At 60.9% G+C, this 25,184-nt stretch carries 19 protein-coding genes and 2 pseudogenes; 11 read left to right on the top strand and 10 right to left on the bottom strand.

Annotated elements, in window-relative coordinates; genetic code table 11:
* Positions 1-334: 334 nt before the first annotated feature.
* Complete coding sequence (locus AC0V2S_RS09180; RefSeq protein WP_475509460.1) at positions 335-1,429, top strand: WD40/YVTN/BNR-like repeat-containing protein; 1,095 nt, start codon at positions 335-337, stop codon at positions 1,427-1,429.
* Positions 1,430-1,445: 16 nt separating this feature from the next.
* Positions 1,446-3,830 (top strand): efflux RND transporter permease subunit, encoded by a 2,385-nt coding sequence (locus AC0V2S_RS09185; RefSeq protein WP_475509461.1) that lies wholly within the window; start codon positions 1,446-1,448, stop codon positions 3,828-3,830.
* 59 nt (positions 3,831-3,889) lie between these two features.
* Here AC0V2S_RS09185 and AC0V2S_RS09190 read toward each other — a convergent pair whose 3' ends face one another.
* The 8 genes from AC0V2S_RS09190 to speB all read right to left on the bottom strand — a co-directional run bounded on the left by AC0V2S_RS09190 (position 3,890) and on the right by speB (position 11,957).
* Entirely contained in the window at positions 3,890-4,615 is a 726-nt protein-coding gene (locus AC0V2S_RS09190) for an MBL fold metallo-hydrolase (protein ID WP_475509462.1), read from the bottom strand.
* 46 nt (positions 4,616-4,661) lie between these two features.
* Positions 4,662-6,254, bottom strand: coding sequence for a 5-guanidino-2-oxopentanoate decarboxylase (locus AC0V2S_RS09195; RefSeq protein WP_475509463.1), 1,593 nt, complete (start codon positions 6,252-6,254; stop codon positions 4,662-4,664).
* A 49-nt stretch (positions 6,255-6,303) separates the two neighbouring features.
* Complete coding sequence (locus AC0V2S_RS09200) at positions 6,304-7,038, bottom strand: amino acid ABC transporter ATP-binding protein (protein WP_475509464.1); 735 nt, start codon at positions 7,036-7,038, stop codon at positions 6,304-6,306.
* A gap of 11 nt (positions 7,039-7,049) precedes the next feature.
* Positions 7,050-7,790: an amino acid ABC transporter permease gene (locus AC0V2S_RS09205; RefSeq protein WP_475509465.1), complete on the bottom strand. Its 741-nt coding sequence runs from the start codon at positions 7,788-7,790 to the stop codon at positions 7,050-7,052.
* A gap of 183 nt (positions 7,791-7,973) precedes the next feature.
* Positions 7,974-8,786, bottom strand: a complete 813-nt coding sequence (locus tag AC0V2S_RS09210; RefSeq protein WP_475509466.1) for a transporter substrate-binding domain-containing protein — start codon at positions 8,784-8,786, stop codon at positions 7,974-7,976.
* 239 nt (positions 8,787-9,025) lie between these two features.
* A complete protein-coding gene (locus AC0V2S_RS09215; protein ID WP_475509467.1) occupies positions 9,026-10,537 on the bottom strand; it encodes a purine-cytosine permease family protein in 1,512 nt (503 codons plus the stop codon).
* A gap of 50 nt (positions 10,538-10,587) precedes the next feature.
* The gene (locus tag AC0V2S_RS09220) at positions 10,588-10,986 is read right to left on the bottom strand and encodes a YybH family protein (protein ID WP_475509468.1); all 399 of its coding nucleotides are present in this window, start codon (positions 10,984-10,986) and stop codon (positions 10,588-10,590) included.
* A gap of 11 nt (positions 10,987-10,997) precedes the next feature.
* A complete protein-coding gene (gene speB / locus AC0V2S_RS09225; RefSeq protein WP_475509469.1) occupies positions 10,998-11,957 on the bottom strand; it encodes an agmatinase in 960 nt (319 codons plus the stop codon).
* A gap of 222 nt (positions 11,958-12,179) precedes the next feature.
* Between speB and AC0V2S_RS09230 the strand changes: the two genes are divergently transcribed.
* The 5 genes and pseudogenes from AC0V2S_RS09230 to AC0V2S_RS09250 all read left to right on the top strand — a co-directional run bounded on the left by AC0V2S_RS09230 (position 12,180) and on the right by AC0V2S_RS09250 (position 15,983).
* Complete coding sequence (locus AC0V2S_RS09230) at positions 12,180-13,082, top strand: LysR family transcriptional regulator (protein ID WP_475509470.1); 903 nt, start codon at positions 12,180-12,182, stop codon at positions 13,080-13,082.
* Between the two features lie 105 nt (positions 13,083-13,187).
* Positions 13,188-13,469: pseudogene (locus AC0V2S_RS09235) on the top strand (PAS domain-containing protein); the annotation flags it as partial.
* A gap of 255 nt (positions 13,470-13,724) precedes the next feature.
* On the top strand, positions 13,725-14,753 hold the full coding sequence (locus AC0V2S_RS09240) for a methyl-accepting chemotaxis protein (RefSeq protein ID WP_475509579.1): 1,029 nt from the start codon (positions 13,725-13,727) through the stop codon (positions 14,751-14,753).
* Between the two features lie 75 nt (positions 14,754-14,828).
* Positions 14,829-15,419, top strand: a complete 591-nt coding sequence (locus tag AC0V2S_RS09245; protein ID WP_475509471.1) for a tRNA-uridine aminocarboxypropyltransferase — start codon at positions 14,829-14,831, stop codon at positions 15,417-15,419.
* 117 nt (positions 15,420-15,536) lie between these two features.
* Positions 15,537-15,983, top strand: coding sequence for an Hsp20 family protein (locus AC0V2S_RS09250; protein WP_475509472.1), 447 nt, complete (start codon positions 15,537-15,539; stop codon positions 15,981-15,983).
* Between the two features lie 169 nt (positions 15,984-16,152).
* Here the strand turns inward: AC0V2S_RS09250 and AC0V2S_RS09255 are convergent.
* Both AC0V2S_RS09255 and AC0V2S_RS09260 read right to left on the bottom strand, forming a co-directional pair.
* Positions 16,153-19,829 (bottom strand): annotated as a pseudogene (locus AC0V2S_RS09255) (sensor domain-containing protein).
* Between the two features lie 125 nt (positions 19,830-19,954).
* Complete coding sequence (locus AC0V2S_RS09260; protein WP_475509473.1) at positions 19,955-20,851, bottom strand: LysR family transcriptional regulator; 897 nt, start codon at positions 20,849-20,851, stop codon at positions 19,955-19,957.
* Between the two features lie 162 nt (positions 20,852-21,013).
* Between AC0V2S_RS09260 and leuC the strand changes: the two genes are divergently transcribed.
* The 4 genes from leuC (at position 21,014) to leuB (ending at position 25,146) form a co-directional block, all read left to right on the top strand.
* On the top strand, positions 21,014-22,441 hold the full coding sequence (gene leuC, locus AC0V2S_RS09265) for a 3-isopropylmalate dehydratase large subunit (protein ID WP_475509474.1): 1,428 nt from the start codon (positions 21,014-21,016) through the stop codon (positions 22,439-22,441).
* Positions 22,442-22,451: 10 nt separating this feature from the next.
* A complete protein-coding gene (leuD, locus tag AC0V2S_RS09270) occupies positions 22,452-23,093 on the top strand; it encodes a 3-isopropylmalate dehydratase small subunit (protein ID WP_475509475.1) in 642 nt (213 codons plus the stop codon).
* 24 nt (positions 23,094-23,117) lie between these two features.
* Complete coding sequence (locus tag AC0V2S_RS09275; protein WP_475509476.1) at positions 23,118-23,882, top strand: class I SAM-dependent methyltransferase; 765 nt, start codon at positions 23,118-23,120, stop codon at positions 23,880-23,882.
* Positions 23,883-24,063: 181 nt separating this feature from the next.
* Positions 24,064-25,146: a 3-isopropylmalate dehydrogenase gene (leuB, locus tag AC0V2S_RS09280; RefSeq protein ID WP_475509477.1), complete on the top strand. Its 1,083-nt coding sequence runs from the start codon at positions 24,064-24,066 to the stop codon at positions 25,144-25,146.
* The last annotated feature ends 38 nt before the right edge of the window (positions 25,147-25,184 follow it).

A 25,184-nucleotide genomic window follows, 5' to 3' on the forward strand; every position in this document is an offset into this window, starting at 1 on the left:
CTGCGGCTCAACCCAACCTACGCGTCATGGGGTAGGTTGGGTTAAGCGAAGCGAAGCCCGACGCAATCGACAAACATACGCTGCGGTCGAGGTTGACCATAGGCAACACAACGCAGGTTGTGTAGTGTTCGGCAAAGGCCGCTACAGTCGTAGCGGCTTTTGTGCATCAGGGGTATCTATCCCGGTGCATCAGAGGTGCCTATAACGCGTCAATCACGCGGGTTTGCCTTAACAAAACATAACGTCACGTTGATTGTCAGACCTTTCGAAAGCTGGATAGGATAGGCGGCCTGATAAAAGGCTGATGTCCCATAACAATAAAGGGGAAAGGTGTATGAGTGAGCCCGTCATGCGGCGCACCCAGTCTGGTGATGCCAAGCAGTTGCGCACATCAGCGTTCCGCTTCCACTCGCCGCTGGCTAACGTGCTTTCGCTGTGTAGTGTGTTGTCTGTTCTGAGTCTTGTTGCACCGTTCCAGGTGCAAGCGGCGACCGACGCGTCGGCCACCGTTTACTCGATCCCATCCGCCAAGGCTGCAGATGCTCTGTTGCTCGATATCGACAACGCCGGCAAACGTCTGGTGGCTGTGGGTGATCGTGGCCACATCCTGTATTCCGACGACGAAGGCAAAACCTGGGTGCAGGCCAAAGTGCCAAGCCGGATGATGCTGACCGCCGTGGCGTTCGGTGATGACACGCACGGTTGGGCGGTTGGCCACGATGCACTGATCCTTGCGACCACCGACGGTGGTACCACCTGGACTCAACAGTTCAGCGACCAGGAACGGGAGGAGGGCGCGCCTTTCCTCGACGTCTGGTTCAAAGACGATTCCACCGGTTTTGCCGTAGGTGCTTATGGCGCGCTGTTCGCCACCACCGACGGCGGCAAGAACTGGGAGGATGCCGGTGACCGTCTCGACAACCCCGACGGCTACCACCTCAATGCCATCACCGAAGTCAAAGGCTCGGGCCTCTTCGTAGTCGGTGAAATGGGCAGCATGTTCCGCAGCAAAGACGGCGGCGAAACCTGGGAAACCCTCAAGGGCCCTTACGAGGGGTCGTTGTTCGGCGTGCTCGGCACCAACGAGCCTGGCACCGTTCTGGCCTACGGCCTGCGCGGCAATCTGTTCCGCTCCACCGATTTCGGTACTACCTGGACACCCATCAAGGTCAAGTCGCCTCGCGGCAAACTCGACTTCGGTCTGTCCGGTGGTGCTGTGCTTAAAGATGGCGCTGTGGTCATCGTTGGGCACGGCGGCAGCGTACTTAAAAGCACCGATAACGGCCTGACCTTCAGCCTGATCAACCGTCCCGATCGCCTGTCCTTGTCCAGCGTTACCGCTGACGACAAAGGTGACCTGGTACTGGTCGGCCAAGGTGGCGTCCATGTCACTTCGCCTACCGGCGAAGACGCTAGCCCAAAACAATAAGCCGTGGCTTTGAGGTATGAGTACGATGAGTAACCATCATCAGGATAAGGCGTCCTTTCTCGAACGCCTGATCTTCAACAACCGGCCCGCAGTTATTCTTATCTGCCTGCTGGTCAGCATCTTCCTGTTCTACCAGGCGTTGCAGGTGCGTCCTTCCACCAGCTTCGAAAAGATGATTCCGCTGCAGCATCCGTTTATTCAGAAGATGCTCGAGCACCGCAATGATCTGGCCAACCTGGGCAACACCGTGCGTATCTCGGTGGAAGCCAAAGACGGCGATATCTTCAGCAAGGAATACATGGAAACCCTGCGTCAGGTGAACGACGAGGTGTTTTACATTCCTGGCGTGGACCGTTCCGGTCTGAAGTCGCTGTGGAGCCCGAGCGTTCGCTGGACCGAAGTGACCGAAGAAGGTTTTGCCGGCGGTGAAGTGATTCCGCAAACCTACGATGGCTCGCCAGACAGCCTCGACGAACTGCGTAACAACGTGCTCAAGTCGGGCCAGATCGGCCGCCTGGTGGCGAACAACTTCAAGTCGAGCATCGTCGACGTGCCATTGCTTGAGTCCTACCCGGACCCGCAAGACCAGGGCACCCTTCTGAAACTCGACTACCGCCAGTTCTCCCATGAGCTGGAAGAGAAGATTCGCGACAAGTACGAAGCGCAGAACCCCAATGTGGAAATTCACATCGTGGGCTTCGCCAAGAAAGTCGGCGACCTGATTGATGGTCTGGTGATGGTGGTTGCGTTCTTCGCCATCGCGTTCCTGATCACCCTCGTGCTGCTGATGTGGTTCACCCGTTGCATCCGCAGCACCATCGCCGTACTGGTCACCACCTTGGTAGCCGTGGTTTGGCAGCTGGGTCTGATGCACACCGTGGGCTTCGGGCTGGACCCGTACTCGATGCTGGTGCCGTTCCTGATCTTCGCCATCGGTATTTCCCACGGCGTACAGAAAATCAACGGTATCGCCCTGCAATCGAGTGAAGCGGACAACTCGCTTACTGCTGCACGCCTGACCTTCCGCCAACTGTTCCTGCCGGGCGCCATCGCGATTCTGGCTGACGCCGTGGGCTTTATCACCCTGCTGATCATCGACATCGGCGTGATCCGCGAGCTGGCTATCGGCGCGTCGATTGGTGTGGGCGTTATCGTCTTCACCAACCTGATTCTGCTGCCGGTTGCCATCTCGTATGTCGGCATCAGCAAGAAGGCCATCGAGCGCAGCAAGAAAGACGCGGTGCGTGAACATCCGTTCTGGCGCCTGCTGTCGAACTTCGCTCACCCGGTGGTTGCACCGATTTCGGTAGTGATCGCCCTGGCCGCCTTCGGTGGTGGTCTGTGGTACGGCCACGGCCTGAAAATCGGTGACCTTGACCAAGGTGCGCCGGAGCTGCGTCCAGACTCGCGCTACAACCAGGACAACGCGTTCATCATCAACAACTACTCGACGAGTTCCGACGTGTTGGTGGTCATGGTGAAGAGCAAGCCCGAAGGCTGCTCGATCTACGACACCATGCAGCCGATCGACGAGCTGATGTGGACCATGAGCAACACCGAGGGCGTGCAATCGGCCATCTCGCTGGTCACTGTGTCCAAGCAGATGATCAAGGGCATGAACGAGGGCAACCTGAAATGGGAAACCCTGTCGCGCAACAAAGACGTGCTGAACAACTCCATCGCCCGCGCCGATGGCCTGTTCAACAACGACTGCTCGCTGGCCCCGGTATTGGTGTTCCTCAACGACCACAAAGCCGAAACCCTGGATCGCGCGGTTAACGCCGTGAAAGCCTTCGCCAAGGACCACGACAACGAGAACCTGCAATTCCTGCTCGCCGCAGGTAACGCCGGTATCGAGGCCGCGACCAACGAAGTGATCAAGGAAACCGAGCTGACCATCCTCATCCTCGTTTACATCTGCGTAGCGACGATGTGCCTGATCACCTTCCGCTCCGTGGCCGCGACGCTGTGTATCGTGTTGCCGCTGATCCTCACCTCGGTGCTGGGTAACGCGCTCATGACCTTCCTGGGTATCGGCGTGAAGGTGGCAACGCTGCCTGTGATCGCGCTGGGTGTGGGTATCGGGGTCGACTACGGCATCTATATCTACAGCCGTCTGGAAAGCTTCCTGCGTGCCGGCATGCCGCTGCAAGAGGCCTACTACCAGACCCTGAAGTCCACCGGTAAAGCGGTACTGTTCACCGGTCTGTGCCTGGCCATTGGCGTGTGCACCTGGATCTTCTCGGCAATCAAGTTCCAGGCCGACATGGGCCTGATGCTGACCTTCATGCTGCTCTGGAACATGTTCGGCGCGCTGTGGCTGTTGCCTGCGCTGGCTCGTTTCCTGATCAAGCCTGAGAAGTTGGCAGGCAAGAAAGGCGGTTCGCTGCTGGCTCACTAAGCCGCAACCGCAATAAAAAAACCGCAGCCAAGAGCTGCGGTTTTTTTTGCTTTTGGTTTCTACGGGTGTGAGTTCATCCACTCATCAATAATCCCGCGCAACCGCTCCCCGCTAAAACTCTCGAAATGCCCGCCATGCACCGTGCGCACCGGCAGCCGGCGCAGCCGTTCCAGGCTGTCGGCGTAGTGCTCGAGGTTGGAGTGGTAGGCGTCTTCGATCAGCGGGCCGTCGTAGATGATGTCGCCGCTGAACAGGGTTTCGGTCTTGGCTTCCCACAGGCTGATGCCGCCCGGTGAATGCCCCGGCGTGTGCAGCACCTGCAGCACGCGGTTACCCAGATCCAGCACGTCGCCATCCTCGACATACCCGGTGGCCGGCGCCGCTTTTACACGGTACTCGGCGTAGCACAACGGGCAGTCGGGGTGGGCCTCGAACATATCGTCGCCGACAAAGGCCGTGCTCAGGGTATTGGCGCCATCGGGGCGGGCGAGGATATCGGCTTCGGCAGGGTGCACCAGGCGTTCGCTGAACTCGTGGTGGCCGGCGATATGGTCGAAGTGGCAATGGCTGGCCACCGCCATTAATGGCTTTTCCGTTAGCCAGGGCAGCTGCTCGCGCAGGCTGACCAGGCCCGAGCCGCTGTCCAGCAGCACGTCCTTGTCGCGGCCCTGGATATGCCAGAGGTTGCAGCGGTAGAAGGGGCGGATATAGGGCTCGTGGATCAGGCTGATGCCGTCGTAGCAGTGGCGAACCTCGAACCATTTGTCACGGCTGACGATTTTCATGGGCTTTCTCGGTTTGTATCTGTATTCACGATTCTGGATCCCAGCCTTATGGGGCAAACGGCGGCGCCTGTACCACCTCAATCACCAACGGCCGATCACTCGGCGCACTCTCCAGCAACTGCGCCAAATGCCGCATATCCACCGCCCGCTCCGCTACACAGCCAAACCCACGGGCAATCGCAATAAAGTCCGGCGTATAGATATCCACCCCAATCGGCGTGATATCGCGGCGTTCCATATAGCCCTTGATCTCCCCGTAGCCGTAGTTGTTCCACAGCAGCAGCACGATGCCGACCTTGGCCTCCACCGCACTGGCCAGCTCTGGCAAGGAGAATTGCAGCCCACCATCGCCGATCAAGCAAATCACCGGCGTCTGCGGTGCCGCCAGTTTGGCGCCGATGGCGGCGGGCAGGGCGTAGCCGAGGGTGCCGTAACCGGTAGAAGAGTTGAACCAGCGGCGCGGCTCGTCGAGGTCGACCAGGTGGTTGCCGCTGTACACGTGTTGCGTGGAGTCGCCGACAAAGCGGGCCAGCGGGTACACGCGCAATAGCGTGTCAAACAGCTCGCGGTAATGCCCCCAGCCGCTGAGTTCCTCGGCAAGCTGTGCGCGTACGCCGGCGGCCCGTTGGGCGCCGGGGCCGCTCCCGCGAGCAGGCAAAGCGGCAAGCAGCGCCGCCATGGCCAGCTTGGCGTCGCTGTGAATGGCCAGGGTCGGCGCGTGGTTGCGCACCAGCTGCTGGGGGTCGATATCGATGCGGATCAGCTCGCCATTCAGGGCAAAGCCGCCGTTGAACACCACGTCGTAATCGGTTTCGCCCAGTTCCGTGCCGATGGCCAGAATTACATCGGCGGCCGCCGCCAGTTCGCGCACCGGTATCAGTGATTGGTTGCTGCCGAGCAGCAGCGGATGGTCCGCCGGCAAGAGGCCTTTGGCATTGATGGTCAGCGCGGTAGGCGCATCCAGCGCGGTAGCCAGGGCACGCACTTCGGCGCTGGCGTCCACGCAGCCGCCGCCAATCAGCAGCAACGGCGAGGTGGCGCCGGTGAGCTTTTGCGCCGCTTCACGAATCAAGGCGGCGGACGGAGCAGGGCGGCTTAGCCGAGCGCGCGGTTGCACGCGCATGTGGTCGGCGTTGGCAGTGATGATGTCCAGCGGCAGCTCGATATGCACCGGCCGTGGCCGCTGGCTGTCGAACACGGCGAAGGCGCGGGCCAGCACTTCGGGCAGTTGCTCGACGCTCAGCAGTGTGTGGCTGAAGGCGGTTACGCCGGAGGTCAGGCCGCGCTGGTCCGGCAGCTCATGCAGGTAGCCGTTGCCGCTACCCAAGCGCGAGCGCTCGTTGACGCTGGAAATCACCAGCATCGGAATCGAGTCGGCGTAGGCCTGGGCCATGGCCGTGAGGATATTGGTCATCCCAGGCCCGGTGATGATGAAACACACGCCGGGCTTGCCGGTCACCCGCGCATAGCCGTCGGCCATAAAGCCGGCGCCCTGTTCGTGGCGCGGGGTGATATGGCGAATGCTGTTCTGCGGCAAGCCGCGATACAGCTCCACGGTGTGCACGCCGGGAATGCCGAACACGGTGTCGACGCCCCAGGCCTCAAGTTGCTTAACCAGAAATTCGCCGCAGGTGGTCATGGCCAATCCTTCAATTTTTTAAGCGTGGCTTCGGTGGGCAGGGGTTGGCTCAATGGCTGATCTGCGACAGAAAGGCCTGCAGGCGAGGGTGCTTGGGCTGCTCGAAGAACTCCGTGGGCGGCGCGGTTTCCACGATCTGCCCGGCATCCATAAACACCACGCGGTCAGCGACCTTGCGGGCAAAGCCCATCTCGTGGGTGACGCACAGCATGGTCATGCCTTCCAGGGCCAGCTCGGTCATCACGTCCAGCACCTCGCCGACCATTTCCGGGTCGAGCGCCGAGGTGGGCTCATCAAACAGCATCACCTTGGGGTTCATACACAGCGCTCGGGCAATGGCCACGCGCTGCTGCTGGCCGCCGGATAACTGGCCGGGCTTCTTCTGCGCCTGGCTGCCGATATGCACGCGGTTGAGGTAACGCAGCGCCTGCTCTTCGGCCTGGGCACGCGACACGCCGCGCACTTTCATCGGCGCCAGTGTGCAGTTTTCCAGCACGGTCAGATGCGGAAACAGGTTGAAGTTCTGGAACACCATGCCCACTTCGCGGCGCACATTGGCGCTGCCGGCCTTGCTGGAAACGTCCTGGTTTTCCACCGTGATGGTGCCGGTGTCGTGGGGCGCCAGGCGGTTGATGCAGCGGATCAGGGTGGACTTGCCCGAGCCCGACGGCCCGCAAATCACGATCTTCTCGCCCTGGCGCACCGAGAGGCTGATGCCCTGCAATACCTGGAAGTCGTCATAGCGTTTGCCGACGTTGTCGAGGCGGATGATTTCTTCGTTCATGGCATGTTCCCTCAGATGCGACGCATACGGGCAAGGGTGCGCTGCACCAGGCCGACGTTTTTCGCCGCCGGGCTCTCGTGGTCCCACGACAGGCGCCGCTCCAGGCGGCTTTGCAGCCAGGTCAGGGTGTAAACCATCACCAGGTAGTACACCAAGGCCACGGCGTAGTACTCGGAAAACTGGAAGGTGGTAGACACGGTTTGCGATGTCACAGCCATCAATTCCTGCAGGGAAATCACCGAGGCCAGCGAGGTGATTTTCAGCAGGGTGATGAACTCGTTGGCGGTCGGCGGAATGGCGATACGCGCGGCTTGCGGCAGGGTGATGTACCGGAAGATCTGCCAGCTAGAAAGGCCCAGCGCATGGCCGGCGGCGTGCTGGCCCTTGTCCAGGGCCTTGAGGGCGGCGCGGTTGATCTCCACCTGGTACGCCATTTCATTCAGGCTCAGGGCGATCCAGGCAGCAAAGAAGGGGGTGAACCAGGTTTCGCGAAAAATCGGGAAAAACTGCGGCAGGGCGTTCCACACGAACAGCAATTGCAGCAGTGTCGGGGCGCCGCGAAAGACGCTGAGCACGGCGCGCAGAATAATCCGCAATGGGTTGGGCGGGCCATCGAGCGCCAGTGCCGCCGGCACCGACAAGGCGATGCCTACCGAGTGGGCGAGCAGGGCCAGCAGCAGGGTGATGCAGGCGCCTTTGAAAAAGGGGTAGGAAAACAGCGCGTCCCAAAATACGGCAACGTCGAAATGCATGGGGGTATCCCCTGTGAAGCGGTAAGAACCTGCGCAGCGCAGGCGTTCATTGCTAACTCGGTCAGCTCCCTCTCCCTTGGGGAGAGGGTTGGGGTGAGGGGCGCGGCGAACATTGGTGTTTGCTCAAACCCTCACCCCCAGCCCCTCTCCCGCGAGCGGGAGAGGGGTGCAGAGCCGTTGAGTCTATTCCCCAGCACCTTCAACATTGACCGGATCAAGCTTCCACTTCTCACTGATCGCTTTCAGCGTGCCATCGTCTTTCAACCCCTTGATCGCCTCTGCCACAGCCTTTTTATTGGCTGGATCTTTTGGCAGGTAAGCGCCAAACACGTCCTTCTCAGGGAAGGTGTAGAGGGTCTTGAACTGCCCAGGGGTTTGCAGTTCGCGGTAGGCCAGTTCGGTGTCTTGCGACAGGCCGGCGGCGGCACGGCCGACCAGCACTTGCTGGGCTACGTCACTGCCTTTGGGGTAGGTCTGAATAGTCGCTTCGGTTTTGCCGGCGGCTTTCAGTTCGGTGTTGAGCTTTTCCATGATCGCCACATAGCGGGTACCGGATTGCACGGCCACTACTTTGCCGGACAGGTCTTCCAGCTTGCTCAGGGTGACGTCGCCCTTGCCGCTGCCAAACACGATGGTGGCGCTGGCCAGATACGGCACGGCGTCGAGTTTCTGGGTGCGTTCCGGGGTGATAAGTGCACCACTGATGACCACGTCGCAGCGTTTGGCATCAAGACCCGGCAGCAAGCCGGTGAATTCGGTGACGATAAAACGCGCCGGTACGCCCCAGGTTTTGGCCATGGCGCGGATCAGGTCGGCGTCGAAGCCGCTGGGCTCGCGGTCGCCGGTTTTTTCGAAGAACTCCAGCGGCGGGAAGGTGGGGTCGGAGCAGACATTGAAGCTACCACCGCTGACGAAGGACGGTTTGTCGGCTGCTTGCAGCGAAGTGCTGAGGGCGGCGGCCAGCAGGCCGAGAAGGGCGAACGAGCGAGTGCGCATCGGGTGACTCCTTAAGAGGCTTAAGTGCATCTGTTATTGGCAGTTCAAGAAACAGGCCAGCGAGGGCCTGGTGCAGCCGTTTTTTGTTATGCAAAAGCGTTGGAGCTGGGCAGAGCTACTGCGTACATCCTTAACCAAACTTCCGTCGTCCTCGCGAAGGCGGGGACCCAGAATCTCCGGTGTGTCGATAATTCTGGATTCCCGCCTGCGCGGGAATGACGGTGTCGGGTTTGAAACCTTTAGGCGATTTCTGTCGTGCCTTTTACCTCGGCATCCTTGGGCAACGGCATCCAGCGCGGACCTTCTGCGCCATACACCTCAGCCGGTTCCGGGAACAGCACCAGCAGCACCAGATACAGCACAGCGGCCAGACCCAGCGTCACCGGCAAGCTGATATCGATGCCATTGGCCAGGTTGCCCAGCGGGCCAACGAATTGCCCTGGCAGGTTGACGAAGCACAGACCGATCAATGCGCTCGGTACCCAGGCGCCCATGCCGCGCCAGTTCCAGCCGTGGGTGAACCAGTAGCTGCCGCCTTTCTGCCCGCGGGTAAATACCTGCAGGTCGTCGGCGTGGTAAACGCCGCGGCGGATGATCAGGCCGAGGATCATGATCACCATCCACGGCGTGGTGCAGGTAATGATCAGCACGGCGAAAGTGGACACGCTCTGCACCAGGTTGGCGGCAAAACGGCCGATAAAGATAAAGGCGATCGACAGCACGCCAATCAGCAGTGTGGCTTTAACGCGCGACAGCACGCGGGGGAACACGCTGGACATGTCCAGCCCGGTGCCATACAGCGAGGTGGTGCCGGTAGACATACCGCCAATCACCGCAATCAGGCACACCGGCAGGAAGAACCATGTGGGGCATACCGCCAGCAGGCCACCGACGTAGTTGTTGGCGGTGATGTATTCCGGTGCCTTGATTGCCACGATGGTCGCGGTAGCCAAGCCAAACAGGAACGGAATCAGGGTCGCCAGCTGGGCAAAGATCACCGCCAGCATGATGCGGCCCTTGGAGGTTTCTTTCGGGATGTAACGCGCCCAGTCACCGAGAAACGCACCGAAGGAAATCGGGTTGCTCATGGCCACCAGCGCGGCGCCGATAAAGGCGGCCCAGAAGCCTTCAGTACCCAGGTTGACGCTGCCGGCATAGGCACTGTCGAAGGTGCTGGCAAAGGCGAAGATGCCCAGCAGGAACAGCACGCTGGCGCTCCACACCGCCACCTTGTTCACCCACAGCAGAAAGCGGAAACCGTAGATGCACACGGTGAGCACCAGCAGAGCGAACAGCCCGTAGGCCAGGCCCAGGGTCAGGTCGGTTTCCGGCAGACCGATCAGGCGCTTGGCGCCGCCGATCAGGGCGTCACCGGAGCTCCACACCGACAAGGAGAAGAACGCGATGGCGGTGAGCAGCGATAGGAACGAACCGACGATACGGCCGTGCACGCCAAAATGCGCGCCGGACGAAACCGCGTTGTTGGTGCCGTTCAGCGAACCGAACAGGCCCATGGGGGCGAGGATCACCGAGCCCACCAGCACGCCCAGCAAAATCGCCCAGACGCCGGCCTGGAACGACAGGCCGAAAAGCACCGGGAAGCTGCCGAGTACGGCGGTGGCGAAGGTGTTGGCCCCGCCGAAAATCATGCGGAACAGGTCAAGCGGTTTGGCGCTGCGTTCGCTGTCTGGAATCTGCTCGACGCCAAACGTTTCAATACGCGTGAGCGAATTTTCGTTGTTGTTATTCATGTTCCCCTCCCCGGGAGCATTGCATCACTAGGCTTTGGCTTTCGTTATTTTTAGTTGGGTACAGCAGACAAATGCTCATGGCAGGCCAACCAGCGGCCGGCTTCTACCTGACGAAACACAATGGTCTCGCGCTCGTAGCTGGTGCTTTCTTCGCCTGCGATGCGCAGTTGGGTGCGCACGTCGTGGACAAAAATCGCCACATCGCCCTGCAGGCTTACGAATTGTTTGCTTGAGGTGCATTCCAGTACTTCGAAGCCGCCGGCCAGCCACTCGGCCCACACCTTCTGGTATGCCGCGCGGTTCAGTAGCGGCGCCGGGAGCGTGTGGAATACAAAGCTGGCGTCTTCGGTAAACGCGGCGAAATAGGCGTCGGTGTTGGTGCTGGCAAATGCCGCGACCAGACGTTCGGCGGCATTCAGCACTTGCTGTTCTTTCAGGGCGTCACTCATTTGTGCGGCACTCATTTGTGGGAGACGCCTGGCAGTACACAGAGCATTTCGTACAGCAGGTTAGCGCCCAGCAGCGAGGTATTGCCGGTGGTGTCGTAGGGTGGCGACACTTCCACTACGTCACAACCAATCAGGTCCAGGCCCTGGCAGCCGCGGATGATCTCGATGGCTTGAATGGTGGTCAGACCGCCGATTTCCGGGGTACCGGTACCGGGCGCCCAGGCGGGGTCGATGCCGTCGATGTCGAAGCTCAGGTACACCGGGCCACCGCCGACTTTCTCGCGTACTTCAGCCATCAGCGGGGCGAGCGATTTGTGCCAGCACTCTTCGGCCTGCACCACGCGGAAACCCTGGCGGCGGCACCAGTTGAAGTCTTCCGGGCTGTAACCCTGGGCGCGCAGGCCAATCTGCACCACGCGGTCGCAGTCCAGCAGGCCTTCTTCCACTGCGCGGCGGAAGGTGGTGCCGTGGGCGATTTTCTCGCCAAACATATGGTCGTTCACATCAGCGTGGGCATCGATATGCACCAGGCCGACCTTGCCGTGCTTTTTGTGCAGGGCGCGCAGAATCGGCAGGGTGATGGTGTGATCGCCGCCGAGGGTCAGCGGCAGAATGCCGTGGCCGACGATTTTGTCGTACGACTCTTCAATGATGCGCACGGCATCCAGCAGGTTGAAGGTGTTGATGGCCACGTCGCCGATATCGGCCACGTTCAGCGAATCGAACGGCGCGGCGCCGGTGGCCATGTTGTACGGGCGGATCATCACGGATTCGGCGCGAATTTCACGCGGGCCGAAGCGGGTGCCGGAGCGCAGGGAGGTGCCGATGTCCAGCGGTACGCCGACGAAGGCGGCGTCCAGAGCATCGAGTTCAATGTCGGTTTGGATATGCGGCAGGCGCATCATGGTGGCAATGCCGCCAAAGCGCGGCATTTCATTACCGCCCAGGGGTTGATGAAGCTTGTTGTCCACGGGGTGGCCTCACGGATCTTATGGTTTTAGGAGTGGGCCGATTCTGCGCAGGGGTAGGCAGGATAAAAATCCGGTGTGGGCAAATTCTTAGTTCAGAGATTTCTAAACTAATGGTTATGCTTCCAGTAGGTTCGCGAGCAAGCTCGCTCCTACAACGGCATCGCAACGTCCCCCGTAGGAGCGAGCTTGCTCGCGAAGCCCTTGATCTTGCCCGGAGCCCCCATGTCCCAAGTCCTACCCGACCTGAAACTCCTCCGCATCTTCGTCAGCGTGGTGCGCCACCAGGGTTTTGCCGCCGCCCAGCAGGAGCTCAACCTCTCTACGTCGGCCATCAGCACCTATATGAGCCAGCTCGAAGGTCAACTGGGCCTGAGCCTGTGCCATCGCGGGCGTGGCGGGTTCAGCCTGACCAGCAAGGGCGAGCTGTTCTTCCAGGAAACCCTGCGCCTGCTCGGCGAAATGGAGGGCTTCGAACGCTACGCCGCCGCACTCAAGGGCGAGCTGCGCGGCACCCTGAACCTCGGCGTGATCGATTCCACGGTAAGCGACCGGGCCCTGCCGTTCGCCGAAGTTATCGGCACCTACAGCGAAGAACACCCCGCCGTGCATTTGCACTTGTCGGTACTCAGCCCCTACGAACTGCAACTGGGCGTGCTGGAAAACCGTCTGGACCTGGCCATCGGCTCGTTCTCCACGCGCATGAATGGCCTGCTGTACCAGGCGCTGTACCGCGAGCAGCACTGGCTGTATTGCAGCGACCGCCACCCGCTGTTCGGCGAGCGGCGTATTCCGCCGGAGCTGATTACCCAGCAGCGGATGGTCGGGCGCAGTTACTGGAGCCAGGCGGAGCTCGCCCGTCACGGTTTCAAACACAGCGCGGCGACCGTGGAAAGTATGGAGGCGCAGCTGATTCTCGTGCTGTCTGGCGCCTATATCGGCTACCTGCCCGAGCACTACGCGCAGTCCTGGGTCGACCAGAAACGTTTGCGCCCGCTGCTGCCGACCACGTTTGGCTACCAGGCGCCGTTTTCCCTGACCTATCGCCGGGGTCGTTCCCGTGAGCCGCTGTTGCAGACCTTTCGCGATTTGTTGAAAACCCAGCTGACCCAGCCGAGGAGTGTATAGGGCACGGTCGCGCCAACGCCTGCTGGCGCCATGCCATCGCTGTGCTACACCTAATCCCTATGAGCAAGGAAGTTCGGATGCTCCTATCAACCAGGGATTGAAGTGATGCGCCAGAACCTGCCTGTTACCCAGCGGGAAAGAACCTTTCCTGAGCACGAACGCCTGATTTCCACCACCGACCTCAACAGTAAGATCACTTACTGCAACGACGCCTTCGTCGAAATCAGCGGTTTTACCCGCGAAGAATTGATCGGCCAACCCCACAATCTGGTGCGCCACCCGGATATGCCGCCGGCGGTGTTCGGCCATATGTGGGACGTGCTCAAACAGGGCAAACCGTGGATGGGGCTGGTGAAAAACCGCTCCAAGAACGGCGATTTCTATTGGGTGAGCGCCTACGTCACCCCAGTGTATGAAAACGGCCAGATGTCCGGTTTCGAATCGGTGCGCTCGCTGCCCACCCGCGAACAGGTGGCGCGCGCCGACAAACTCTACGCCCGCCTGCGCGCCGGCAAGCCCGCGGTGCCGCGCATGGCCTACTGGACGCAAGACATCGTGCATTCCTGGCCGGTGATCCTCGCGGCCCTGGCAATTCTCGCCAGTGACCTGCTCACATCCGGCTGGGTCGAGACCGCCTTGTCGATGGCGGTGATGGCCGTGTTGGCGGTCTCGCTGATCATCAGCAAGCGCACGGAGGTGCGCCACACGCTGGCCGAGCACCCGAAAGCGTTCACCAGTGCGCTGGTCGCCTTGACCTACTCGGACAACCCCGGCCCGCAAGGCTTGCTCGATCTGGCAATGATCAGTGAAGAGGCGCGCCTGCAAACGGCGTTGACGCGTCTGGAAGATGCCGGGGTGAGCGTAAAACTGCGCGCGGCCGAGTCGTCGAAACTCTCCAACTCCAGCGCCGAGTTGCTGGAAAAACAGCGCAGCGAAACCGATCAATCCGCCACCGCCATCAACCAGATGGCCGCCACCATTCAGGAAGTCGCCCATAACGTCGCCAACACCGCCCATGCCGCCGAGGAGGCCGACCAATTGGCCCAGCAAGGCCGTGGGCTGGCCAACGACAGCCTGGGCGCGATGCAGCATATGTCCGACGCCGTCACCGAGATTGGCCAGGCGGTAAAAGACCTGGCCGATTCCACCCAATCGATTGGCAGTGTGGCCGACGTGATTACCTCGATTGCCGAGCAGACCAACTTGCTGGCCTTGAACGCAGCCATCGAAGCGGCCCGCGCCGGCGAACAGGGGCGAGGGTTTGCCGTGGTGGCCGATGAAGTGCGCTCGCTAGCCTCGCGTACCCGTGAGTCCACGGAGCAGATTCACCAGATCATCGCTGCGCTGCGCAGTGGCGCCGACCGTGCTGTGGCCACTGCCAGCAAGGGCGAAGACATTTCCCGGGAAAGCGTGCACAGCGTGGAGGCCGTACGCCAGGCGCTGGATGGCATCAGCCAGGCCGTTACCCGGATTACCGGCATGAGCCAGCAGATGGCCACGGCGTCGGAGCAGCAAAGCCATGTGGCCGAGGACATCAGCCAGCAGATTACCCGTATCGCTCAGTTGTCTGACCGCAGTGCCGGGCAGGCCCAGGAAGGGGTGGTCATTAGCCAGGACTTGGAGCATATGGCCGATTACCTGCACAGCCTCGCCGAACGTTTCAACAAATAACCCCGTGTTCCCCAAAGGTCGGACAGGGAAGTCCGGCCGTCTATCTGGCAAACTTGGCGCTCCCAAGGAGTGCCCATGTCCCGCCCGCTATGCCCCCGTTGCTGCCGCCCGCTCAGCCATTGCCTGTGTGCGCTGATCCCGAACCTGGATAGCCGTACCCGCGTGCTCATCCTGCAGCACCCCAGTGAAGTCAAACATGCCCTTAACACTGCGCGTCTGGCGGCCTTGGGTTTGACCAACGCCGAGCTGTGCGTGGGCGAGCAGTTTGATGACCTGCACGAGAAGCTGGACCGGCCGGGCTATCGCAGCTGTCTGTTGTTTCCGGGGGAGGGCGCCGGGGGGCTCGAAACGGCAACCGATGCATTGCCGATGCAATTGGTGGTACCCGACGGCACCTGGCGTAAAGCAAGCAAGATGCTGCACCTGAACCCGCTATTGGCCGCCTTGCCACGGGTGACATTGCCGGCCGGCAATGCCTCCCGCTATCGCCTGCGCAAAGCGCCGATGGAGGGCGCGCTTTCTACGATTGAGGCCATTGTTCAGGCGCTGGATATTCTGGATTCGCCGCGAACGTTCGAGGCGTTGCTCAAGCCGTTTGACGCGTTGATCGAGGGGCAGATTCAGGCGATGGGTGAAGAGACCTTTCAGCGTAATCATCAGCAATGATCACAAAGTTTTTTAAAAAGCACTCTTGAAAAGATTTGGCTGGGCCCTATCTAGGGGTTACGGGATGCCGAAGTCGGGTCCCGGAATTAACCACTTGCTGATTTTCAGGAGAGTTTCATGAGCACTGCATTTTCCCTCGCGCCACTGTTCCGTAGCTCCGTTGGTTTCGACCGTTTCAATGATCTGTTCGAAGCCGCTGCACGCAATGAACAGGGCAGCTCCTACCCGCCCTACAACGTCGAAAAACACGGCGATGACCAGTACCGCATCGTGGTCGCGGCCGCCGGTTTCCAGGACGAGGACCTCGACCTGCAAGTTGAACGCGGCGTGCTGACGGTTACCGGCGGCAAGCGTGCCGATGCCGGCAAAGACGTCACCTTCCTGCATCAGGGCATCGCCCAGCGTGCGTTCAAGTTGTCGTTCCGTCTGGCGGACCATATCGAGGTCAAGGCGGCGCAATTGGCCAATGGACTGCTGAATATCGACCTGGTGCGTATCGTGCCGGAAGAGGCCAAAGCCAAGCGCATTCCTATCAATGGGGCGCGTCCGGTGTTGAATAGCTGATCGGGTAACTTCACCCCATCACCGTCGTCCCAGCGCAGGCTGGGACCCAGAATCTTTCAGGCGACGTCGTTCGTTCTGAAAGTCTGGATCCCAGCCTGCGCTGGGATGACGGTGGAGTGGGCAAGTAATGTAGAAGGGCGCGTAAGCGCCCTTGTGTCGTTTCTACCGTTTAACTCGCCGGCCGCTGCACCGCATGCGCCAGCAAGGCGCGGAACTCGGTAAGCGGTACCGGCCGGCTATACAAATAACCCTGGTAGAAGTGGCAACCTTCCTTGAGCAGAAAATCCAGCTGATCCTGCTGCTCAACCCCTTCGGCAATCATTTCCAGCCCCAAGCTGCGGGCCATGGCCACGATGGCGCGAATGATCTCGGCATCGTTGGGGTCGTTGGTGGCGTCGCGCACGAACGATTGGTCGATCTTCAGCACATCCACCGGCAACCGCTTGAGGTAGGTGAGCGACGAATAGCCAGTGCCGAAGTCGTCCATGGCAAAGGTCACGCCGATCTTTTTCAGGCGCAGCATCTTGGCGATGGTGTCGTCGATGTTCTGAATCACGATGCCTTCGGTTACTTCCAGCTTGAGCATGGAGTGGGGCAGTTCGCTGTCGCGCAGGCTGTTGGAAACCCGCTCCACAAAGTTGTTCTGGCGGAACTGCAACGGGCTGATGTTTACGCACAGGCTGAAGTTGTCTTGCTGTACCAGGCCATCGGCGAGCAGTTGCGCGCAGGCGTGGCAGGCTTCGGCCATTACCCAGCCGCCAACTTCCAGAATCAGCCCGCTTTCTTCCAGCACATGAATAAAGTGCGCCGGCGATTGCGGCCCGAGTGTGGGGTGGTGCCAGCGCAGCAGTGCTTCGGCGCCGATGATCGCGCCGCTGCGGGCGTCCACTTGCGGCTGGAAGTGCAGGTCGAATTCGCCGCGGATCAGCGCCTGACGCAAGTCATTTTCCAGGCGCAGGCGTTCGCTGGCCGCTTCTTGCATGCTTTTGCGGAACATCTGAATGGCGTTGCGCCCGGAGTCTTTGGCGCGGTACAGGGCAATGTCGGCGCGTTTGAGCAGGTCGGCTGGGGTGTTGCCGTGGTCGGGAATCAGGGCGATGCCCATGCTCGGTGTCACTTGCAGGCGGTGGTTGTCGAGCAGCATCGGTTCGGCCAGCAGCTTGCGCAGCTTGTCGGCGATCTGCCGCACCTGGCGCATCACTTCCGAGCGTTTGCCCTCCAGGCCGGAAAGCAGCACCACAAATTCGTCGCCACCCAGGCGTGCCACGGTGTCTTCCTGGCGCACGCTGGCTTCCAGGCGCGCCGTGACCATCTTCAATACCGAGTCGCCAACCGGGTGGCCGAGCGAGTCGTTGATGTGCTTGAAGTGGTCAAGGTCGAGAAACAGCAACGCGCCGCGCAAGTCGTGACGGGTGAGCAGGGCGATCTGCTGGGTCAGGCGGTCCATCAGCAGTGCGCGGTTGGGCAGGTTGGTCAGCGGGTCGTGGTAAGCCAGGTGCTGAATCTGCGCATGGGCTTTTTTCAGTTCGTCGATATCGCGGGCGGTGAGCAGCAGGCAGCTCTGGCCGTTGAGGTCGATGGGTTCCACCGACACTTCCACTTGCTTCAACGTGCCGTCGCGGTGGCGGCCGAGCATTTCCAGGTGATGCACACGGCCGTCGCGTTTCACCAACTCGACCAGGCGCTCGCGCTCGCTGGGCGTGGCCCATACGGCGATATCGTCCGGGGTGCGGCCGATCACTTCCTCAGGGCGGAATCCCGTCAGGCGGTAGAAACCTTCATTGACCTCGATATAGCGGCCGCTCTCGCGCTCGGTGATGGTGATGGCGTCTGGGCTGGAGTGAAACGCCTTGGCGAATTTCTCTTCGCTGGCCTTGAGCGCGGCCTGGGCCTGCTGACGCTCGGTGATATCGCGGAACGTGGTGGTGATGCAGCGCTGGTGGTCCACGGTGATATAGCGGCTGGACACCACGCACGTCAGCTCCTGGCCGCTTTGGGTCAGGTAATGGGCTTCTACGTTGTTCAATTCTTGTCGTGGCGCAGCTGCGCGCCCAGGTGTTCGCGCTGTTCCTGACTGGCCCAGAAGCGAATCTGTTTGGCGCTCTTGCCGGTGATGTCTTCGGCGGCCCAGCCAAAGGTGCGGCAGAAGCTGGGGTTCACCTCGATAAACATGCCGTCGTCGACGCGCGACACGCAAATCGGATCGGGGCTGGCCTGAAACAGGGTGGAGAATTTTTCTTCCGAGGCGGCCAGGCGCTGCACCCGCTGCACGCGCTCGCTGATGTCCATCAGGATGCCGACCATGCGCAGCGGGCGGCCTTCGTCGTCGCGGTAGAGCTTGGCGGTGCTTTCCAGGTAATGCATTTCACCGTTGGCGAACCGCGAGCTGTAGGTGATCTGGTAATCCTTGCGCTCGCCGTCGACCACGTCGCGGTAGGCCTGGCGCATGGCGAGCTGTTCCACCTCCGGCACGCTGTCGAAAAAACTGGCAAAGCTGCCGTGGTAGGGCTCGGCTGCCATGCCGTGCAACTGCGAAGCCCGCGGCGAGCCGTAGAGCATGTTGCTCGGAATGTGCCAGTCCCAGGTGCCGAGTTCCGCCGACTCCAGGGCCAGCGACAGGCGTTCGCGGCTGTCGCGCAACTCCTGTTCCTGTTCGCGCTGCTGGGTGATGTTGCGCATCGACAACACCAGGCATTCGCGGCCGTCGAGCTCGATCTTGCCGCCGTACACCAGGTTGACGGTTTTCTGCCCGGCGCGGTTGCGCAGTATCACTTCCATCTGGTCGATGCGGCCATGGCGTTCGAGGTCTTCGAGCATGCGCCGGCGGTCATCGGCGTTGTTCCACAAGCCCAACTCGATTGAGGTGCGGCCCTTGGCTTCAGCCGAGCTCCAGCCAAACTGCGCTTCGAAGCCCGGGTTGGTCTCGATCAACTCGCCGCTTTCGTAGTCGGTAATCACCACCACGTCGCGGGTGTTGCGAAAGGCCTTGGCGAATTTTTCTTCGCTGGCGCGCATGGCGTTTTCGCGGCGCTTATGTTCGCTGAGGTCGAGAAAGGTGCTGAGGATGTAGTTCTGGTCTTCCAGCTCAATCAGTTGGCTGGACAGCCGGCCGTCCAGCGCGTGCCCTTCGCGGGTTAGCAGTTGCACGTCGTGCAGCACCGGCTCCACGGTCTGGGTCAGGTCGAGCAGGTATTGCTCGCGGGTGATCGAGTCGGCCCACAGGTTGAGGTCGATTACCGAGCGGCCGATGCACTCGGTTGGGGTCCAGCCGAAGAGCGTTTCGAAATGCTGGTTGGCGGCGATCAGCACGTTGTCTTCGTAGCGCACCAACAGAATCACGTCGGGGCTGAGGTGAAACAGACTGGCAAAGCGTTGCTCGGAAGAGCGCAGGGCGTGTTCGCGTTCTTGTTGCTCGGTGACGTCGCGCACCACGCCCATGATGCTTTGCTTGCCACGCTCATCGCACTGCAAGCTGCCGGAAACCTCCAGCCAATGCAGGCTGCCGTCGGGCCAGCGAATGCGATGGCGAAAGGCGCGGGTGGTGGGCAGGCCGCTGATGGCGTCCTGAAACAGCTGCATCACGGTGTCGCGTTCTTCTTCGGGAATCAGCGAGAAGTAGTCGACCTGGGTGCGGATCGGGCGATTGGGGTCCAGGCCGAAAATGGCCTGGGCGCCGCGCGACCAGTTCACCCGGCCGGTCTCCAGTTCCCAATGCCAGGCGCCCAGGCGTGCGCCGTTGAGGGCGGCGAGCAGGCGCGGCGCGTCTTGCCAGGTGCTTTCCCGCTCTACGGGATCAGACACCGGAATATGCGGGCGCGGCGGCAGGTGATCAGACGGCTTGGGCATAGACGGCCCATTCAATAGGGAAGTGCGGCAGGTTGGGGTGCGGCGGCTTGTTGCGAGTGCGCGGTGGGGTCATCGGCTAGCCCTTCTTATCATTATGTGTAGCACGTTAGCGTCAGCCTGGGCGCTTACGCAAGATGCTCCGGTGGCAGGGCGGGCCGTTGTGCATCCAGCAGGGCCATAAAGGCTTTGGCCGCATTCGACAGGGTTCGTTCGGTATGCAGGATGTAGCCCAGTTCGCGGCGCAGTTGAATGCCCGGAATCGGCAGGCGCGCCACCTGGTCATCGAGCATGGTGCGCGGCAGAACGCTCCAGGCCAGGCCGATGGACACCATCATCTTGATAGTTTCCAGGTAATTGGTGCTCATACCGATATTGGGCGTCAGGCTTTGCTCGGCAAACAGCTTGCTCACGATGCGGTTGGTAAAGGTATTTTCGCCGGGAAACACCGCCGGGTGCTGGGCGATGGCCTTGAGGTCAATTTTCTTCAGGCGCGCCAGCGGGTGCTCGGGCGCGGCCACAAAGTCCAGTGGATCGTCCCACACGGCCACGGCTTTTACCGGCGCATGGGTTTGCGGCGCCAGGGTGATAACCGCCAGTTCGGCGCGGCCATGGAGGATTTCTTCGTATGCCACTTCAGAGTCGAGAAACTGGATATCCAGCGCCACCTGCGGGTAGGCGCGGGTAAAGGCGCGCAGCAGCGGCGGCAGGCGGTGCAGGCCGATGTGGTGACTGGTGGCCAGAGTGAGGCGGCCGCTGATCTCGCCGTTGAGGTTGGAGAGGGCACGGCGCGTATCATCCAGCACATTCAGAATCTGATAAGCACGCGGCAGCAGGGCGCGGCCGGCCTCGGTCAGGCTCACTTCACGACCCAGGCGGTCGAATAAACGCATATTCAATTGCTGCTCAAGGCTGGCGATGCGTTTGCTGATCGCCGGCTGAGTGAGGTGCAACCGCTCACCGGCGCCGGAAAAACTGGCGGTTTCAGCGATCGCGATAAAGGCGTTGAGGTTGGCCAGATCCATACTGGGATTCCACTTGGTTATCCAAAGTATGAAAATATGAATTTGAGTTATTTAAAGCAAGTCCTTACGATTCACCCCACAAGCGAAAAGGTTATTCCGGGCAGGCTGAATGTGCCGAGGAATGGGGCCTGAAGCATAGAAATACTGATGAGGATAAATCTGATGGCCGGCAAGACGCTCTACGACAAACTCTGGGAAGCGCACGAGGTTAAACGCCGCGACGATGGTTCGTCGCTCATTTACATCGACCGCCACATTCTCCATGAAGTGACCTCGCCACAAGCGTTTGAAGGCCTGCGTCTGGCCCGCCGCAAACCGTGGCGCATCGACGCCAATATCGCCACCCCGGACCATAACGTGCCGACCACGCTCACCGAGCGCAAGGGCGGCATCGCGGCCATCGCCGATGAGGTGTCGCGCATTCAGGTGCAAACCCTGGACGACAACTGCGACGAGTTCGGCATTCTCGAATTCAAAATGAACGACATCCGTCAGGGCATCGTGCACGTGGTGGGCCCGGAGCAGGGCGCTACCTTGCCGGGCATGACCGTGGTGTGCGGCGACTCGCACACCTCCACCCACGGTGCATTCGGCGCGTTGGCCCACGGTATCGGCACCTCGGAAGTGGAGCATGTGCTCGCGACCCAGTGCTTGGTGGCCAAGAAAATGAAAAACATGCAGGTGCGCGTCGAAGGCCAATTGCCGTTCGGCGTCACTGCTAAAGACATCGTGCTCGCCGTGATCGGCAAGATTGGCACCGCGGGCGGTAACGGCCATGCATTGGAATTCGCCGGCAGCGCCATTCGCGACCTGTCGATCGAAGGCCGCATGACCATCTGCAACATGTCCATCGAAGCCGGCGCCCGTGTCGGCCTGGTGGCTGCGGATGAAAAAACTGTGGCCTATATCGAAGGCCGTCCGTTCGCCCCGAAAGGCGCGGATTGGACTGCTGCCGTTGAAGCCTGGAAAGACCTGGTTTCCGACGAGGACGCCGTGTTCGACACCATCGTCGAGTTGGACGCCGCGCAAATTCAGCCGCAAGTCACCTGGGGCACCTCGCCTGAGATGGTGTTGCCGGTTGACGCCAACGTGCCGGACCCAAGCAAAGAGTCCGACCCGGTGAAGAAAGACTCCATCGAACGCGCCCTGAAATACATGGGCTTGGCCGCCAACCAGGCGATCACCGACATCCAGTTGGATCGCGTGTTTATCGGCTCCTGCACCAACTCGCGCATCGAAGACTTGCGCGCTGCGGCCGTGGTCGCCAAAGGCCGCAAAGTGGCCTCGACCATCAAGCAGGCGATGGTGGTGCCGGGCTCGGGCCTGGTGAAAGAGCAAGCCGAGAAAGAAGGCCTGCATACCATCTTCCTGGAAGCCGGCTTTGAATGGCGTGAGCCGGGCTGCTCGATGTGCCTGGCGATGAACCCGGACAAACTCGGCAGTGGCGAGCATTGCGCCTCCACCTCCAATCGCAACTTCGAAGGCCGTCAGGGCGCCGGTGGGCGTACTCACCTGGTAAGCCCGGCCATGGCTGCCGCCGCTGCGGTAACCGGCCGTTTTATCGACGTTCGCGAATTGACCCAGGCCTGAGGACAGATAGATGAAAGCGTTTACCCAACACACCGGCCTGGTCGCTCCTTTGGACCGTGCCAACGTCGACACCGACCAGATCATTCCCAAGCAGTTCTTGAAGTCGATCAAGCGCACCGGCTTTGGCCCGAACCTGTTCGATGAGTGGCGTTACCTGGACGTGGGGCAACCCAACCAGGACAACTCCAAGCGTCCGGTGAACAAAGACTTCGTACTGAACCACCCGCGCTACGAAGGCGCCAGCGTATTGCTGGCCCGCGAGAACTTCGGCTGCGGCTCCAGCCGCGAACACGCGCCGTGGGCGCTGGAAGAGTACGGTTTCCGCGCCATCATCGCGCCGAGCTATGCCGACATCTTCTTCAACAACAGCTTCAAGAACGGCTTGCTGCCGATCATCTTGCCGGAAGCTGAAGTGGACGAATTGTTCGACCTGGTGGAAGCCAATGTCGGCTACCAGTTGAGCGTGGACTTGGCGGCGCAAACCGTCACCCGTGCCGACGGCAAAGTGATTGGCTTTGACGTGGATGCTTTCCGCAAGCACTGCTTGTTGAACGGTCTGGACGATATCGGTTTGACCCTGCAGGACGCAGGCGCGATCAGCACCTTCGAGACCAAGCATCGCGCGTCGCAACCGTGGTTGTTCCGCGACTGATTTACCCCCAAAGAGGACGTCACCATGACCAGCAACGCCCACGCCCAAGTGGTACAGAAACAATTCGGTGAACAGGCTGCCGCCTACCTGAGCAGTGCTGTGCACGCCCAAGGTACTGAATTCGCTCTGCTACAGGCGGAGCTGGCTGGGCATGCAACGGCGCGTGTGCTGGACCTGGGCTGCGGTGCCGGGCATGTGAGCTTCCATGTCGCGCCGCTGGTAGGTGAAGTGGTGGCGTATGACCTGTCGCAGCAAATGCTCGATGTAGTCAGCGCTGCTGCCACCGACCGTGGTCTGGCCAATATCCGCACCCAGCATGGCGCCGCCGAGCGCCTGCCGTTTGCCGATGGCGAGTTCGACTTCGTGTTCAGCCGCTATTCGGCGCACCACTGGAGCGACGTCGGCCAGGCCCTGCGCGAAGTGCGTCGGGTGCTCAAGCCGGGCGGTGTGGCGGCGTTTATCGACGTGATGTCGCCGGGCAGCCCGCTGCTGGACACCTATTTGCAAACCGTGGAAGTGCTGCGCGACACCAGCCACGTGCGCGACTACTCGGCCAGCGAATGGCTGCGGTTTGTTAGCGACGCCGGGTTGCAGACCCGCAGCTACAGCCGTCAGCGGTTGCAGTTGGAGTACAGCTCCTGGGTGGAACGTATGCGCACCCCGCCAAGTTTGCGGGTTGCCATTCGCGAACTGCAGCAGGCCATGGGCGAAGAAGTGCGCGAGTATTTCGAGATTGGTGAAGACGGCACGTTCAGTACCGATGTGCTGGTGCTGTGGGCCGAGAAGTAATAACGGCAGTTTTCCAAACTCCACCGTCATCCCGGCGAAGGCCGGGATCCAGACTTGATCAGGCAACGCTGTTTGCCGTGACATTCTGGATCCCGGCCTGCGCCGGGATGACGGGGACTTAAGATTTGCGTTTTTGTACGGCGTGCCTCGCAGGCCCGTCCATTGATTGAATTGAGGACGTATGAGCAAGCAGATTCTGATTCTTCCCGGTGACGGTATCGGCCCGGAAATCATGGCCGAAGCGGTCAAAGTGCTGGAGCTGGCCAACGATAAGTTTCAGCTCGGTTTTGAATTCAGCGAAGACGCCATCGGCGGCGCTGCCATCGACAAATACGGCGTGCCGCTGGCCGACGAAACCCTGGAGCGCGCCAAGGCCGCTGACGCCATTCTGCTGGGCGCCGTGGGCGGCCCGAAATGGGACAAGATCGAGCGTGATATTCGCCCCGAGCGCGGTCTGCTGAAAATCCGTTCCGCGCTGGGTCTGTTCGCCAACCTGCGCCCGGCCATCCTCTATCCGCAACTGGCTGACGCCTCGTCGCTCAAGCGCGAAATCGTGGCGGGTCTGGACGTGCTGATCGTGCGTGAGCTGACCGGCGGTATCTACTTCGGCGCACCGCGTGGCACCAAGACGCTGGAAAACGGCGAGCGTTTCGCCTTCGACACCCTGCCGTACAGCGAGAGCGAAATCAGCCGTATCGCCCGTGTCGGTTTCGATATGGCCCGCGTGCGCGGCAAAAAGCTCTGCTCGGTCGACAAGGCCAACGTGCTGGCCTCGAGCCAACTGTGGCGCGAAGTGGTTGAAGAAGTGGCCAAGGATTACCCGGACGTCGAACTGAGCCATATGTATGTCGACAACGCCGCCATGCAACTGGTGCGTGCGCCCAAGCAGTTCGACGTGCTGGTGACCGACAACATGTTCGGCGACATTCTGTCGGATCAGGCTTCCATGCTGACCGGTTCCATCGGCATGCTGCCGTCCGCCTCGCTGGATGCCAACAACAAGGGCATGTACGAGCCGTCCCACGGTTCGGCGCCGGATATCGCCGGGCAGGGCATTGCCAACCCGTTGGCGACCATTCTGTCGGTGTCCATGCTGCTGCGTTACACCTTCAACCAGGCCGCTGCGGCCGATGCCATCGAGAAAGCCGTTGGCGTGGTGCTGGATCAGGGCTTGCGTACCGGTGACATCTGGTCCGAAGGCAATACCAAGGTTGGCACCCAGCAGATGGGTGATGCAGTGGTAGCAGCGCTAAAAGCGCTGTAAAGCAACAGCGTTATAAGAACCGCTTTCAGGGGTCGCAA

The sequence above is a fragment of the Pseudomonas sp. CC11G genome, from assembly GCF_056174845.1.